The following is a 14919-nucleotide window of genomic DNA, read 5'->3' as shown; positions in this document are numbered from 1 at the left end:
CCCCTTCACAGGGCGCACGCTCCGCCCCTCGCAAGCTGTTTCGAGCGCCCTGCGCGGGGGCGGCGAAGCGCTACGCGTCCTCCGCCAGTTCCAGCCAGCGCAGCTCCAACTCGTCCCGCTGACCGGCCAGGTCGCGCAGCTCCGCGTCGAGTTCGGCGACCTTCCCGAAGTCCGTCGCGTGCTCGGCGATCTGCGCGTGCAGCTTGGTCTCCCGCTCGGAGAGCTTGTCGAGCTGCCGCTCGATCTTCTGCAACTCCTTCTTGGCGGCACGCGAGTCGGCCGAGCTCTTCTCCGGTACGGCCTTCTCGGCCGCCGGGGTCGCGGCCGCGGCGGCGACCTGCGCCTCCATGCGGTGCCGGCGCTCCAGGTACTCGTCGATACCGCGCGGCAGCATCCGCAGCGTGGCGTCGCCGAGCAGCGCGAACACCCGGTCCGTGGTGCGCTCGACGAAGAACCGGTCGTGGGAGATGACGATCATCGAGCCGGGCCAGCCGTCGAGGACGTCCTCGAGCTGGGTGAGCGTCTCGATGTCCAGGTCGTTGGTGGGCTCGTCGAGGAAGAGGACGTTCGGCTCGTCCATGAGCAGCCGCAGCAGCTGGAGCCTGCGGCGCTCACCGCCGGACAGGTCGCCGACCGGCGTCCACTGCTTCTCCTTGTTGAAGCCGAACGTCTCGCACAGCTGACCTGCGGTCATCTCGCGGCCCTTGCCCAGGTCCACGCGCTCACGCACCTGCTGAACGGCCTCCAGCACCCGCAGGTCCGGGTTCAGCTCGGCCACTTCCTGCGACAGATAGGCGAGTTTGACGGTCTTCCCGACCGCGATCCGCCCACCGGCCGGCTGCGCCTCGCCCTCGGTCCGCGAGGCCTCGGCCATCGCACGCAGCAGGGACGTCTTGCCCGCGCCGTTGACGCCGACGAGGCCGATGCGGTCACCGGGTCCGAGCTGCCACGTCACATGCTTGAGCAGCACCTTGGGGCCGGCCTGGACGGTGACGTCCTCCAGGTCGAACACCGTCTTGCCGAGCCGGGAGGAGGCGAACTTCATCAGCTCGCTGCTGTCGCGCGGCGGCGGCACGTCCTTGATGAGCTCGTTGGCGGCCTCGACCCTGAAGCGCGGCTTGGACGTCCGCGCGGGGGCGCCGCGACGCAGCCACGCCAGCTCCTTGCGGACCAGGTTCTGCCGCTTGACCTCCTCGGTCGCGGCGATGCGCTCCCGCTCGGCACGCGCGAAGACGTAGTCGGAGTAGCCGCCCTCGTACTCGTAGACGTCGCCGCGCTGGACGTCCCACATGCGGGTGCAGACCTGGTCGAGGAACCAGCGGTCGTGGGTGACGCAGACGAGCGCCGAGCGCCGCTCCCGCAGATGCCGGGCGAGCCAGGAGATGCCCTCGACGTCGAGGTGGTTGGTGGGCTCGTCGAGGACGATGAGGTCCTGCTCCTCGATGAGCAGCTTGGCGAGCGCGATGCGCCGCCGCTCACCGCCGGAGAGCGGGCCGATGACGGTGTCCAGGCCCTGCGGGAAACCGGGCAGGTCGAGCCCGCCGAAGAGACCCGTGAGCACGTCCCGGACCTTGGCGTTGCCCGCCCACTCGTGGTCGGCCATGTCCCGGATGACCTCGTGCCGGACGGTGGCCGCGGAGTCGAGCGAGTCGTGCTGCGTGAGCACGCCGATGCGCAGCCCGCCGGAGTGCGTGACCCGGCCGGTGTCGGCCTCCTCCACCTTGGCCAGCATCCGGATCAGGGTCGTCTTGCCGTCGCCGTTGCGCCCGACGACGCCGATGCGGTCGCCCTCGGAGACCCCGAGCGAGACACCGTCGAGCAGGGCACGGGTGCCGTACACCTTGCTGACGTTCTCGACATTGACCAGGTTGACGGCCATTTCTCTCCTGCCCAGGGGGACGATCGACCTTCCAGGGTAGTCGCGCCCGCCGACAGCCCCGTACGCCGCCGTCCGCACAGCCGTGCGCCCCGGGGACCCCACCGCGGTCCCCGGGGCGCCTGGGGCCTGCGTCAGCGGCGGGCCGCCGCCGAGCGGACCTCGGCCAGGAGGTCGTACATGACCTGGCCGGGGCACTCGGTGTCGAAGTAGTCGCGGTGGCCGCCGACCGTCTCGGTGTCCTTCTTGGTGCCGTTGACGGGGTTGGTGTACGTCACCCTCGCCTGCGGGTCGAGGCCCTTGAACCGGGATATCACCTTGATCAGCCGGATCAGGGAGGCCTTGGCCGCGTCCGTCGGGGGCTTCTCCTGGAGGTTGCCGATCAGGGCGATGCCGAGGGCGCCGGAGTTGTAGCCGACGGAGTGGAAGGCGGTGACGAGGTCGCCGTCCGGGTCGAAGGCGGGGATGCCGTCGTCGCCGGAGTAGCGGCCCTCGTAGACGGTGCCCGCCTCGTCGATGAGGAAGTGGTAGCCGATGTCGCCCCAGTCGTTGGTGATCGCGTGGTACTCGTACATCGCGCGCACCGTCGCGGCCGGGTCGGGGTCGTCGTTCGGCGTCGCGGTGTGGTGGACCGTGATGACCTGGAGCGGGTAGTACACCTCGGGCGAGTTGACCTTGCCGTCCTTGTACCGCTTGGACTCGTCGGCGCCCCAGGCCGCGCGCGAGAGGTAGCCGACGCCGCGCACGCGCGTGGGCTCGCTCGGTACCCGGACCGTGCGGTCGGGGCCGTCGGTGGTGTCGATCGCCAGCGAGCGCACGCCGTCGATGCCGCTCGGCGCCTTCAGCTCGTAGACCTTGGCGTCGCCGGCGGCGACCAGGGCCGTGCCGCCGTCCTCGACGGCCGCACAGCCGCCGGTCAGGTTCTGCCAGTCGCCGTTCCCGAGCCGGATGGCGGCGCCCTTCCTCGCGCCGGACCAGCGCACGCCCACGTAGGAGGCGGCGAAGGCGGTGGTGGCCTCGCCGGTGCCGGTGGCGGCCTCGGTCCGGGTAACCGGGAACTGCTCCGGCGTCGTGCCCGAACCACCGGATCCGGAGGCGGAGTCGTCCGTCCCGCCGGAGTCGCCGGCGGCGAACACCATCGGCGTGAGCGCGGCTCCGGCGGCCACCGCCCCGCCCGCGGCGATCATGCCGCGACGGGACAGGGAGCGCTTTCTACGGTGAGACGGCTGGGCAGGTGTGGGGGATTCGGACACAGGAGTGTCCCCTTCCAGATGGCACTTGACGGTGAACCGGGCACACTGGCCCGACAGTTGAATCGTCAAGCGACCCTATTCGCCCCAACAGCCCCACGGGTACTGCGATCGCAGTACTTCCGTGTGGAGATCGGGCGAAGAACGCGTACTTGTGAGTACGGCGTCACGCTCCGGCGGCGCGCACCACCGTGGCGCCCTGCGCGGGCCCAGACGCGGTGCGCACCGCACGGCAAGTGCCGGACGCGCGCAGGGTGTCGGCGACCTTCACGGCCGACTCGGCGTCCCGGGCGAGGAACGCCGTGGTCGGGCCCGAGCCGGAGACCAGCGCCGTCAGCGCGCCCGCCGCGAGGCCCGCGGCGAGGGTGTCGGCGAGCTCCGGGAACAGGGAGAGCGCGGCGGGCTGGAGGTCGTTGGAGACGGCGGCGGCGAGCGCGTCCGGGTCACCCTTGGCGAGGGCGTCGAGCAGCGGCTGGGAAGCCACGGGCTCGGGGATGTCGGTGCCCTCGCCGAGCCGGTCGAACTCACGGAAGACGGCGGGCGTCGACAGTCCCCGCCCGGCCATCGCGAACACCCAGTGGAAGGTGCCGCCCACGTCGAGCGGGCGCAGCTTCTCGCCCCGCCCGGTGCCGAGGGCCGCGCCGCCGACCAGACTGAACGGCACGTCGCTGCCCAACTCGGCGCAGATGTCGAGGAGTTCCTCGCGGGAGGCGTTCGTGCCCCACAGCGCGTCGCAGGCCAGCAGCGCGCCGGCGCCGTCCGCGCTGCCGCCCGCCATGCCGCCGGCGACCGGGATGTCCTTGGCGATGTGCAGATGCACGTCGGGGGCGAGGCCGTGGCGCGCGGCGAGCGCCTCGGCCGCGCGGGCCGCGAGGTTCGTACGGTCGAGGGGGACCTGGTCGGCGTCGGCGCCGTCACAGGTGACGCGCGGGCCGCCGGGCGAGGGGGTCACGGTGACCTCGTCGTAGAGGCCGACGGCGAGGAAGACGTTGGCGAGGTCGTGGAAGCCGTCCGGGCGGGCGGCACCGACCGCGAGCTGGACGTTGACCTTGGCCGGGACGCGTACGACGACGCTCGCGCTCACTTACTCGGACCCCTCGTGCTGCTTGTTCTCGGCGATGGCTGCGAACTCCTCGACCGTCAGGGACTCGCCGCGGGCCTGCGGGGAGACACCGGCGGCGACCAGGGCGGCCTCGGCGGCGGCCGCCGAACCGGCCCAGCCGGCGAGGGCGGCGCGCAGCGTCTTGCGGCGCTGGGCGAAGGCCGCGTCGACGACGGCGAAGACCTCGCTCCTGGCGGCGGTGGTCCTGACCGGCTCGGTGCGCCGGGTCAGCGCCACCAGCCCGCTGTCGACGTTCGGCGCGGGCCAGAAGACATTGCGCCCGATGGCGCCGGCCCGCTTGACCTCGGCGTACCAGTTGGCCTTGACCGAGGGCACGCCGTACACCTTCGAGCCGGGTGCGGCCGCGAGGCGGTCGGCGACCTCCGACTGCACCATGACGAGGGTGCGTTCGATGCTCGGGAAGGTCGCGAGCATGTGCAGCAGGACCGGGACCGCCACGTTGTACGGGAGGTTCGCGACCAGCGCGGTGGGCGGCGGGCCGGGCAGCTCGCCGACGTGCATCGCGTCGGAGTGCACCAGCGCGAAACGCCCGGCGCGCTCGGGCATCCGGGCCGCGACGGTCGCGGGCAGCGCGGCGGCCAGGACGTCGTCGATCTCGACGGCGGTGACCCGGTCGGCCACCTCCAGCAGGGCGAGGGTGAGGGAGCCGAGTCCCGGGCCGACCTCCACCACCACGTCGTCGGGCCGCACCTGCGCGGTGCGGACGATACGGCGGACCGTGTTCGCGTCGATGACGAAGTTCTGGCCGCGCTGCTTGGTGGGGCGTACACCGAGGGCGGTCGCCAGTTCACGGACCTCGGCGGGGCCGAGGAGGGCGTCGGGGGTGGGGCTGCTCACCCGACAAGGGTACGGGGCGCCGCGGGGCCGGCCCGCCCCTCACCTGTGCAGCCGCGATCCGCAGTGCGGCCAGGGACTGGTGCCCTGCCGCACGTACAGCTTCTTCGCCCGCATCGTCTGTTCCTCGGCCGGGGCGTCCTGCGGCCGGCCCTTGCCGCCGAGGTCGCGCCAGGTGTGGGTGTCGAACTGGTACAGCCCGCCGTAGTTCCCCGACGAGTCCACGGCGTCCGCCTGCCCCCCGGACTCGCACGCCGCGAGCCCGTCCCAGTTCAGCCGGCTCGTGCCGCTGACGGAGGTCGGCAGGGGCTTCGTGCCCACCTTCACCACCTGCGTCTGCGGTTCGCGCACCACCTCGGTCCTGATCCGCCGCGGCTTCTGCCGCACGCCGTTGACCGTGCGCAGCGTGTACGTCATCCGCCGCAGCCCCGCCTGCCCCGCCCTCTCGACGACCTCCGTGCCCTTGAAAACGGAGGGGTCGTCGACGCGCTCCACCGCGAACGGGATCGCCTCGTCGCGGATCTCCTTGCGCCCGGTGATCCGCAGCACGGTGACCGTCTGCCCGTCGCGCGGGAAGCTCTCCAGGGCGACGGAGGTGGTGTCCTGCCCGCGCAGCGTGATCCCGGCCTGCTCCACGACCTCGCCGACGCTCGCGGCGTTCGTCCGGATCGTGCGCGCCCGGCCGTCCGCCATGACGGTGACCGCCCGCTCGGTGCGCACGTCCAGCGCGAGCCCCTCCCGCCCGATGCGCCGGGAGCGCGACGTCGACAGATAGGCGCCCTCCGCGCGCACTCCCAGCTGGGTGAGCGCCGCCTCCACCGTCCGGGCGGTCGTCCACACCTCGCGCTTCTGGCCGTCGATGGTGAGCCGCACGGGGCGCCCGTAGTGCACCGCGACCTCGTCGCCGTTGCCGAGCCCCGCGCCGGGAGCGGGCGCGACCATGTCGTGCGCCCCGACGTCGACGCCCTCCTCGGCCAGCAGGTCGCCGACGTCGTCCGCGAAGGTGTGCAGGGTGCGCGATTTGCCGCCGTCGACGCTCAGCTCGACCGCCTTGTCCTTGGCCACGAAGGCGCTGGTGCCGCCCGCGAGGAACGCGACGACCAGTGCCTGCGGCACCAGCTTGCGCATGGTGGCGTCGCCGCGCTCCGCGGCCCGCGCCCGGCGCCGGTGCGCGGCACGCCGGCCGCTCCTGGGGCGCGCGACGGGCGCGTGCGCCGCTTCGGCGATCTCGTACGCGGGCCGGTAGGTGTCCTCGTACGCCGCGTACGACTGGTGCGGGACATGCCGGTCGTAGCCGGTTCCGTAACTGTCCGTACGCGACTCGTACGGCGACGGCACCCCGTACCCCAGCGTCTGCGCGCTGTACGGGTCGAAGCCGCCGTACCCCTGCGGCTCATGGGCCGGGGTACGGCCGTACGTCTCGAACTGCGCGTTGCTCACGACGACACGCTCCACCGGAGGGGTCCGTTTCGGGCCACCAGAACCTAGCGGAGGGGTCGGAACTCTCCAAAGTGACTCGACTACGCAGCGTGGCCGTCGGTCGGTGGTGAGCCCGCGCGAGCGTTACCGCGCGGTTATCGGTCAGTAGCCGAAGGCATGTGCCGTGTTCGTCCCGAGGGCCGTCGCCAGCGTGTCCTCGTCGATGCCCCGCACGGCCGCCAGGGCGCGCACCGTGATCGGAATGAGATACGGCGCATTGGGCCGTCCGCGGTACGGCACCGGCGTGAGGAACGGCGCGTCGGTCTCCACCAGGAGCAGCTCCAGCGGGGCGATCGCCACCGCGTCCCGCAGATTCTGGGCGTTCTTGAAGGTGACGTTGCCGGCGAAGGACATGAAGTACCCGGCGCGGGCGCACACCTGCGCCATCTCCGCGTCGCCGGAGTAGCAGTGGAAGACGGTCCGCTCGGGAGCGCCCTCCTCCTTCAGGACGCGCAGCACGTCGGCGTGGGCGTCGCGGTCGTGGATGACGAGCGCCTTGCCGTGCCGCTTGGCGATCTCGATGTGGGCCCGGAACGACGCCTCCTGCGCCTCCTTGCCCTCGGGCCCGGTACGGAAGTAGTCGAGGCCGGTCTCGCCGACGCCCTTCACCTGAGGGAGGGCGGCGAGGCGGTCGATCTCCGCGAGCGCCTCGTCGAGCGCCCGCGCACCGCCCGGCTCACGCGCCCCCTGCCGCGACCAGCCGTCGGGGTCGCCGTGCACGATGCGCGGGGCCTCGTTGGGGTGCAGCGCGACGGTGGCGTGCACGGCGTCGTACTGCGCCGCCGTCTCGGCCGCCCACTGCGAGCCGCGTACGTCGCAGCCCACCTGCACGACCGTGGTCACCCCCACCGACGCGGCCTTGTCCAGCCCTTCCCGCACGGTGCCGGACTGCATGTCGAGGTGGGTGTGCGAGTCGGCGACCGGTACCCGGAGCGGCTCCGGGAGCGGCGGGGCGGCGTGCTTGTCGGCGTTCGAAGGCATGCCCCGATCCTACGAAAGGGGCACGCCCCGCCGGCCGGGCGCTCGGCTCAGCTCGCCTTGCGGTGGAAGACGTGCAGCAGATCGGACAGATGCCAGTGGTGGTGCGGCTCGGCCGGCGCCGACTCGCCCTCCGCGTCCGCCTTCGGCTGGTTCGGGACCGGGGCGGGGCGGTGCAGGGAGTTCTGCACGGAGGACACCTGCCCGGCGGCCATGATCCGTACGATGTGCCCGTCGCAGTTGTGGCACGTGGGCCGGCTGAGCGGGGACGGGACGACCTGGCCGTTCGCCACGTACATCACGAACTCACGGCCGTCGCCGTCCATGTGGTGCTCTATCTCGTACGACTGCTCCCAGCCATGCCCGCAGCGCATGCAGGCGAACGAATACGACTCGTGGACGACGGCGGTCGCGGCGCTGCGAAGGCCCGTGGTCTGCTGTGCGATCTCACTCATGCCAGCTCCTGTGGTCCGCTGGGTGGGACGGCTCACGTCCCACAACCCAGTGGACTCCTCCGCAGGAGTGAACGCACGCAATCTGTCCAGTGTTGGCGTCGACTTGTACGTTCCTTGCCGTAAGGCCCGCGCTGCTTTACCCCGGCATGGGGCGCACGCTCATGCGATATACGCCCTGCTCACACGGTGTTTCACGCCCCCGCGTTCTTCGCCGCCACGACGGCGTCGAACACCTCCCGCTTGGGCAGTCCGGCCTCCGCCGCCACCGCCGCGATGGCCTCCTTGCGGCGCTCCCCGGCGTCTTCGCGGACGCGAACCCGGCGCACCAGCTCCTGCGCGTCGAGCTCCTCGGGCCCCTTCTCCGGGGCCCCCTCGACGACGACGGTGATCTCCCCGCGCACCCCCTCGGCGGCCCACGCCGCGAGCTCCCCGAGCCCGCCCCGCTTGACCTCCTCGTACGTCTTGGTCAGCTCCCGGCACACGGCTGCCCGCCGCTCGGTACCGAACACCTCGGCCATCGCGGCGAGGGTGTCGTCGAGGCGGTGCGGCGCCTCGAAGTAGACGAGCGTGCGCCGCTCCCCGGCGACCTCCTTCAGGCGCGACAGCCGCTCCCCCGCCTTGCGCGGCAGGAACCCCTCGAAGCAGAACCGGTCGACGGGCAGCCCGGACAGCGCGAGCGCGGTGAGCACGGCGGACGGCCCCGGCACGGCGGTGACCTTGATGTCCTTCTCCACGGCCGCCGCGACCAGCCGGTACCCGGGGTCGGACACCGACGGCATCCCCGCGTCGGTCACCAGCAGCACCCGCGAGCCCGCAAGGAGCGCCTCGACCAGCTCCGGCGTGCGGGCCGACTCGTTGCCCTCGAAGTACGACACGACCCGACCCGCCGGCTGCACGCCCAGCGCCTGGGTGAGGCGCTTGAGGCGCCGGGTGTCCTCGGCCGCGACCACGTCCGCGCCCGCCAGTTCCTCGACGAGCCGGGGCGGGGCGTCCTTGACGTCGCCGATGGGGGTGCCTGCCAAAACAAGGGTTCCTGTCACGTTTCCATCCTCGCAGGGCGCATCCACGCGACTCCCACAGACGTGTTCCCTACGATGGCGCGGTGACCAGTACAGCGTCGTCGATGGACTCCACGGACATCCAGCAGGGCCAGGCACCGCACGAGCAGCGGCCGTCGTGGCAGCAGCGGCTGCGCCGATTCGGCTACACGGCGGCGCCGAGAGGCGACGTGCGCGACCAGCTCGTGCCTCCCTACGTCCGGCCCAGCCCGCGGATGTGGCAGTTCCTCGGCATCTCGCAGCCGCTCGCCGAGCGGGTCGCACGCTGGTCGGCGTGGGGCGGTCCGCTGCTGGTGACGCTGCTCGCCGGGGTGCTGCGGTTCTGGAACCTGGGCAACCCGCGGAAGGTGATATTCGACGAGACGTACTACGCGAAGGACGCGTGGGCGCTCGTCCACCGGGGCTTCGAGGTCGACTGGGACAAGAACGCCAACGACCTGGTCCTGCGGCTCGGCGACCAGGTGCCCATCCCGACGGACGCCTCCTACGTGGTGCATCCGCCGGTGGGCAAGTACGTCATCGGGCTCGGCGAGCTGATCTTCGGGTTCAACCCGTTCGGCTGGCGGTTCATGACGGCGCTGCTCGGCACGCTCGCGGTGCTGATGCTGTGCCGCATCGGCCGCCGTATCTTCCGCTCGACGTTCCTCGGCTGCCTCGCCGGCACGCTGATGGCGGTGGACGGGCTGGCGTTCGTGATGGCGCGCACCTCGCTGCTCGACGGGGTGCTGATGTTCTTCGTGCTGGCGGCGTTCGGCTGCCTGGTCATCGACCGGGACCGGGCCCGCGAGAGACTCGCCGCCGCGCTGCCGTCGGACGCCGACGGGCGGGTCCGTCCCGACGCGCATGTCGCCGAGACCCTGCGCCTGGGCTGGCGCCCCTACCGCTGGCTGGCCGGTCTGATGCTGGGCCTGGCCATCGGCACCAAGTGGAACGGCCTGTACTTCCTGGTCGCGTTCGGTCTGCTGACGGTGCTCTGGGACGTCGGCGCCCGCCGGGTCGCGGGCGCGCACCACCCGTACACGGCGGTGATCAAGCGCGACCTGGGGCTTGCCTTCCTCGCGACCGTGCCGGTGGCGATCGTCACGTACCTGGTGTCGTGGACGGGCTGGATCCTCTCCCCCACCGACGGCAGCGGTGGCTACTACCGCGACTGGGCGACCGCCAACGGCCGCAGCAGCAGCTGGTCGTGGCTGTTCCCCGACTGGTGGCTGAGCCTTTGGCACTACGAGCACCAGGTGTACGAGTTCCATGTCGGCCTGTCGTCCCCTCACACCTACCAGTCCAACCCGTGGAGCTGGATCGTCGCCGGCCGCCCGGTGTCGTACTTCTACGAGTCCCCCACGCCGGGCAAGGACGGCTGCCCGGTCGACGCGGGTGAGAAGTGCGCCCGCGAGGTACTGGCCCTCGGCACCCCTCTCCTGTGGTGGGTGGCCGCCTTCGCCGTCCTGTACGTCCTGTGGCGCTGGCTCTTCCGCCGCGACTGGCGCGCGGGCGCGATCGCCTGCGGCATCGCCGCCGGCTACCTCCCCTGGTTCCTCTACCAGGAACGCACCATCTTCTTCTTCTACGCCGTCGTCTTCCTCCCCTTCCTCTGCCTGGCCGTCGCCATGCTCCTCGGCGCGATCATCGGCCCACCCGGCTCCAGCGACACCCGCCGCGTGGCAGGCGCAACGGGCGCGGGCGTCCTGGTCCTCCTGATCGCCTGGAACTTCATCTATTTCTGGCCCCTGTACACCGGCCAGGCGATCCCGATCGACGACTGGCGATCGCGGATGTGGCTGGATACCTGGGTGTAGCGAGCACGAATCGGTCACACATTCGGACAACAAAAGGAAACAACTCCCACTGGTTTCCCGCATGTCACTTACAGTGCGGGAGACATAACGGGGAGGGGCCATGCCCAAGGGGGTCAAGGTCGCCGTCATAGGCGGCGTGTTCGCGGTGATGGTGGGCGGAGCCGGCTACGGCGCCTACAACATCGTGTCGGCATTGAACGGCGGTGGGGCGACGGGGGCGGCCGGGCCCGCATCGGAGCGGACCGGGCCGCCCGACGCGGACGAGGTCGAGGAGACCACCTCGAAGTTCTTCGCCGCCTGGGAGAAGGGCGAGGCCGCGCAGGCCTCGACGTACACCGACAACAACGCGGCCGCCCAGGCGCTGCTGTCCGCCTACGGCAAGAACGCCCACATCACCGGCGTGACGATCACGCCGGGAGCGGCGCGCGGCACCACCGTGCCGTTCACCGTGAAGGCCAAGGTGTCCTACGAGGGCAAGTCCAAGCCGCTCACGTACAAGAGCGAGCTCACCGTGGTCCGCGGCCGCACCACCGGGCGGGCCCTCGTCGACTGGCAGCCCACCGTCGTCCACCCGCAGCTGAAGCGGGACGACACCCTCGTCACCGGCGAGGCCGCGAACCCGCCCATCGAGGCCGTCGACCGCGACGGCGCCGTGCTGACGAAGGAGAAGTACCCCTCGCTCGGCCCGGTCCTGGACGCCCTGCGCGCCAAGTACGGCGACAAGGCGGGCGGCGAGCCCGGTGTCGAGCTGTCGATCCGGCATGCCGACGAGTCGCCGGACACGTCGCTGCTGACCCTGTCGAAGGGCAGGCCCGGCAAGCTGGAGACGACGCTCAGCGCGAGTGTGCAGGCGGCCGCCGAGACGGCCGTGAAGAAGTACGCCGAGTCCTCCGTCGTCGCCCTCAAGACCGGCACCGGCGAGGTACTGGCGGTGGCGAACCATCGCAGCGACGCCTTCAACGCCGCCTTCGAGGGCCGCGTCGCACCCGGCTCCACGATGAAGATCCTCACCGCCGCGATGCTCATCGACAACGGCGTGACCACGATGAACGGCCCGGCGCCCTGCCCGCCCACGGCCACCTGGCGGAGTCAGACCTTCAAGAACCTCGACGGCCTGAAGCCCGACGAGAGCGCGAACGCCACGCTGGCGAGCGGCTTCCTGCGCTCGTGCAACACGGCCTTCATCAAGCTCGTCGACGAGGACCCGCTCACCGACGCCTCGCTGATGAACGAGGCCCAGGAGCGATTCGGGCTCGGCCGCGACGACTGGAAGACCGGCATCGTCTCCTTCGACGGCAGCGTCCCCGCCTCCACCGGCCCGGACCGCGCGGCCAACGCCATCGGCCAGGGCGAGGTCCAGATGAGCCCGCTGAACATGGCGTCGGTCACCGCCACCGCGATCACCGGCGACTTCCGGCAGCCGTACCTGATCGCGCCCGCGCTCGACGGACGCCAACTGGCCACCGCCAAGGGCCTGTCGTCGAGCACCGCCGCCCAGCTGAAGCAGATGATGCGGCTGACCGCGACACAGGGCACCGCGAGGCCGGCCATGTCCACCGTCGGCGGTGACATCGGCGCCAAGACCGGTTCCGCCGAGGTCGACGGCAAGGCCACCTCGGACAGCTGGTTCACCGGCTTCCGCAATGATGTGGCCGCCGCGGCCATGTCCCAGCAGGGCGGCCACGGCGGCGACGCGGCCGGCCCGATTGTCGCAGCCGTGCTACGAGCGTCCGGCTGAACTTATCCCTCGCGGCACGGGACTCTAGGGTGGGCCTCGTCGTTGGTATGCGTGAGGTCGGCGGGGCGGCGGGGGCTCCTGAATACGCGAGGGAACGGAAAGCAGTGGGCAACAGAAGGCGCGTCGCCGAGCGACGGAAGACCAACCCCGCCGTGCTCGGCGGGATGATCGCCGTCGTCGTCGGCGGCGCCGGGTTCGGTCTCTACGCGCTGCTCGGCAGCGGCGCGGCGGCCGAGAACGGCCCCGAGTCGGCCTCCGGGCAGAAGTCCAAGTCCGTCAAGACCGGGCCGCTCTCGGCGACCGAGGTCACCACCGCGGCCCGTGACTTCCTCACCGCCTGGCAGGCCGGCAAGGTGACCGAGGCCGCCGCCGCCACGGACGACACCACCGCCGCCCTGGCCCTGCTGACGGGCTACACCAAGGACGCCCACATAAAGGACGTCACCCTGACCTCCGGCACCCGCGCCGGCGCGAAGGTCCCCTTCTCCGTGAAGGCCACGGTGTCGTACAAGGGCACCACCAAGCCGCTGACCTACGACAGCGCGCTGACCGTCGTCCGGCGCGAGAAGGACGGCAAGCCGCTGGTCCAGTGGCACTCGGCGGTCGTCCACCCCGACCTCGAGGACGGCGACACCCTGGTCACCGGCGCGTCCGGCACCCCGCCGGTCAAGGCCCTGGACCGGGACGGCGGCGAGCTGACGGAGAAGGAGTACCCGTCACTGGGCTCGGTCCTGGACGGGCTGCGCGAGAAGTACGGCGAGAAGGCCGGCGGCAAGGCGGGCGTCGAGCTCCAGGTGGTCCGGGGCAAGGAGTCCAAGAAGGCCGAGCTGTCCGACAAGACGCTGCTGGAGCTGAGCGAGGGCACGCCGGGCACGGTGAAGACGACGCTCAGCCCGTCGATGCAGGCCGCCGCGGAGAAGCAGGTCGCCGCGAAGGAGAAGGCGTCCGTGGTCGTGCTGCGGCCCTCGACCGGTGAGATCCTCGCGGTCGCGAACTCCTCGCACGGCTTCAACACCGCCTTCCAGGGCTCCCTCGCGCCCGGCTCCACGATGAAGGTCATCACCTCCTCGCTGCTGATCGAGAAGGACCTCGCGTCGGTGAACAAGGAGCACCCCTGCCCGAAGTACTTCACGTACGGGCACTGGAAGTTCCAGAACGACGACAAGTTCGAGATCAAGGGCGGCACCTTCAAGGCGAGCTTCGCCCGCTCCTGCAACACGGCCTTCATCAGCCAGGCGCCCGAGCTGGACGACGACAGCCTCACCAAGCAGGCCCAGCAGGTCTTCGGTCTGTCCCTGAACAACTGGTCCGTCGGCGTCTCCACCTTCGACGGGGCCGTCCCGGTGCAGTCGCAGGCGCAGATGGCGGCCGAACTCATCGGCCAGGGCGGGGTGCGGATGAACCCGCTGAACATGGCGTCGGTGTCGGCGACCGTGAAGACGGGCACGTTCAGGCAGCCGTACCTGGTCTCCCCCGACGTCGACGGGCGTCAGCTCGCGAAGGCGTCGCGCACCATGTCCGCGGCCACGCTGTCCCAGCTGCGCGAACTGATGTCGTACACGGCGGCCTACGGCACGGCGGCGGAGGCGATGTCCGGGGTCGGCGGTGACGTCGGCGCCAAGACCGGCTCGGCGGAGGTCGACGGCCAGAAGAAGCCGAACGGCTGGTTCACCGCGTACCGCGACGACCTGGCGGCGGCGGGCGTCGTCCAGTCGGGCGGCCACGGCGGCGACACCGCGGGCCCGATCGTGGCGGCACTGCTGAAGTCGGGCGGCTGAGCGTCAGCCGGCCCTCGGTGCCGCACCGCTGAGCCTCAGTGCGGTACGGGTGCCTCGGCGGCCAGATAGGTCCGTCGCAGGAACCGCATCAACGCCTTCGTCTCGAACTGCACCACCGACACCCCCTGCGCGGAGTGGATCTCCACCACGGCCTGCACACGACCGCACGGCCACACCCGGACGTCCCCGCTCCCCGCGGGGGCGCGCAGTCCCTGCTCCAGGAGTGAGCGCGAGAAGCTCCACTCATGGGATTCGCGCCCGGGCAGTCCGAGCCGGACCGAGCGGGGATCGGACTCCGGGTCGTACCGCAGCACCACCGGCACCGCGTCCTGGTCGACCGCCAGGCTGTCCGCGTCCGTGACGATGTGGGCTCGCGCGTACTGCTCGACTACGGACATCGGTCGACCCCTTACGCTGCGCATCCTTTGCGAAAGCTGTACTTCCGCACCCCTTCCAATGTCGCATATTTCCTGGATCCTGCCCCCCGAGGAAAAGGGTGTCCGCTCGCAATTCCCATCCCCTCGCTCTTGCAAGGAGTTCGCAACAAGCCACTA

Annotated in this window: 12 protein-coding genes; 3 read left to right on the top strand and 9 right to left on the bottom strand. The window is 71.3% G+C overall.

Going from position 1 to position 14919, the window contains the following annotated elements; translation table 11 throughout:
* Positions 1 to 70: 70 nt before the first annotated feature.
* The 8 genes from CP983_RS25420 to rsmI form a co-directional block, all read right to left on the bottom strand.
* Positions 71 to 1879 carry an ABC-F family ATP-binding cassette domain-containing protein gene (locus CP983_RS25420; protein ID WP_125529603.1) on the bottom strand — a complete coding sequence of 603 codons (1809 nt, stop codon included), beginning with the start codon at positions 1877 to 1879 and terminating at the stop codon, positions 71 to 73.
* Positions 1880 to 2010: 131 nt separating this feature from the next.
* Positions 2011 to 3063, bottom strand: coding sequence for a peptidoglycan recognition protein family protein (locus tag CP983_RS25415; protein ID WP_150502020.1), 1053 nt, complete (start codon positions 3061 to 3063; stop codon positions 2011 to 2013).
* Between the two features lie 229 nt (positions 3064 to 3292).
* Positions 3293 to 4210 carry a 4-(cytidine 5'-diphospho)-2-C-methyl-D-erythritol kinase gene (locus CP983_RS25410; protein WP_150502019.1) on the bottom strand — a complete coding sequence of 306 codons (918 nt, stop codon included), beginning with the start codon at positions 4208 to 4210 and terminating at the stop codon, positions 3293 to 3295.
* On the bottom strand, positions 4211 to 5086 hold the full coding sequence (rsmA, locus tag CP983_RS25405) for a 16S rRNA (adenine(1518)-N(6)/adenine(1519)-N(6))-dimethyltransferase RsmA (RefSeq protein WP_150502017.1): 876 nt from the start codon (positions 5084 to 5086) through the stop codon (positions 4211 to 4213). It lies immediately after the preceding gene.
* Between the two features lie 39 nt (positions 5087 to 5125).
* Positions 5126 to 6523, bottom strand: a complete 1398-nt coding sequence (locus CP983_RS25400) for a resuscitation-promoting factor (protein WP_150502015.1) — start codon at positions 6521 to 6523, stop codon at positions 5126 to 5128.
* A gap of 141 nt (positions 6524 to 6664) precedes the next feature.
* Positions 6665 to 7543 (bottom strand): TatD family hydrolase, encoded by an 879-nt coding sequence (locus CP983_RS25395; protein ID WP_150502013.1) that lies wholly within the window; start codon positions 7541 to 7543, stop codon positions 6665 to 6667.
* 47 nt (positions 7544 to 7590) lie between these two features.
* Positions 7591 to 7995 (bottom strand): hypothetical protein, encoded by a 405-nt coding sequence (locus CP983_RS25390; protein ID WP_107905843.1) that lies wholly within the window; start codon positions 7993 to 7995, stop codon positions 7591 to 7593.
* Between the two features lie 191 nt (positions 7996 to 8186).
* Complete coding sequence (rsmI, locus tag CP983_RS25385) at positions 8187 to 9035, bottom strand: 16S rRNA (cytidine(1402)-2'-O)-methyltransferase (RefSeq protein WP_107905844.1); 849 nt, start codon at positions 9033 to 9035, stop codon at positions 8187 to 8189.
* A 62-nt stretch (positions 9036 to 9097) separates the two neighbouring features.
* On the opposite strand from rsmI, the gene CP983_RS25380 reads away from it, so the two are divergent.
* From CP983_RS25380 to CP983_RS25370, 3 genes are all read left to right on the top strand, one after another.
* Positions 9098 to 10849, top strand: a complete 1752-nt coding sequence (locus tag CP983_RS25380) for a dolichyl-phosphate-mannose--protein mannosyltransferase (RefSeq protein ID WP_167537764.1) — start codon at positions 9098 to 9100, stop codon at positions 10847 to 10849.
* Between the two features lie 100 nt (positions 10850 to 10949).
* On the top strand, positions 10950 to 12587 hold the full coding sequence (locus CP983_RS25375; protein WP_150502011.1) for a penicillin-binding transpeptidase domain-containing protein: 1638 nt from the start codon (positions 10950 to 10952) through the stop codon (positions 12585 to 12587).
* Between the two features lie 104 nt (positions 12588 to 12691).
* Entirely contained in the window at positions 12692 to 14365 is a 1674-nt protein-coding gene (locus CP983_RS25370; RefSeq protein ID WP_150502009.1) for a penicillin-binding transpeptidase domain-containing protein, read from the top strand.
* 35 nt (positions 14366 to 14400) lie between these two features.
* On the opposite strand, the gene CP983_RS25365 is transcribed toward CP983_RS25370, so the two are convergent.
* On the bottom strand, positions 14401 to 14763 hold the full coding sequence (locus tag CP983_RS25365) for an SsgA family sporulation/cell division regulator (RefSeq protein WP_150502008.1): 363 nt from the start codon (positions 14761 to 14763) through the stop codon (positions 14401 to 14403).
* Between the last annotated feature and the right edge of the window lie 156 nt (positions 14764 to 14919).

Origin of the sequence: Streptomyces chartreusis (assembly GCF_008704715.1) — a bacterium.
Classification (GTDB): domain Bacteria; phylum Actinomycetota; class Actinomycetes; order Streptomycetales; family Streptomycetaceae; genus Streptomyces; species Streptomyces chartreusis.
Note: the sequence above shows the minus strand (reverse complement) of the source record. Positions and strands in the feature narration are given on the sequence as shown.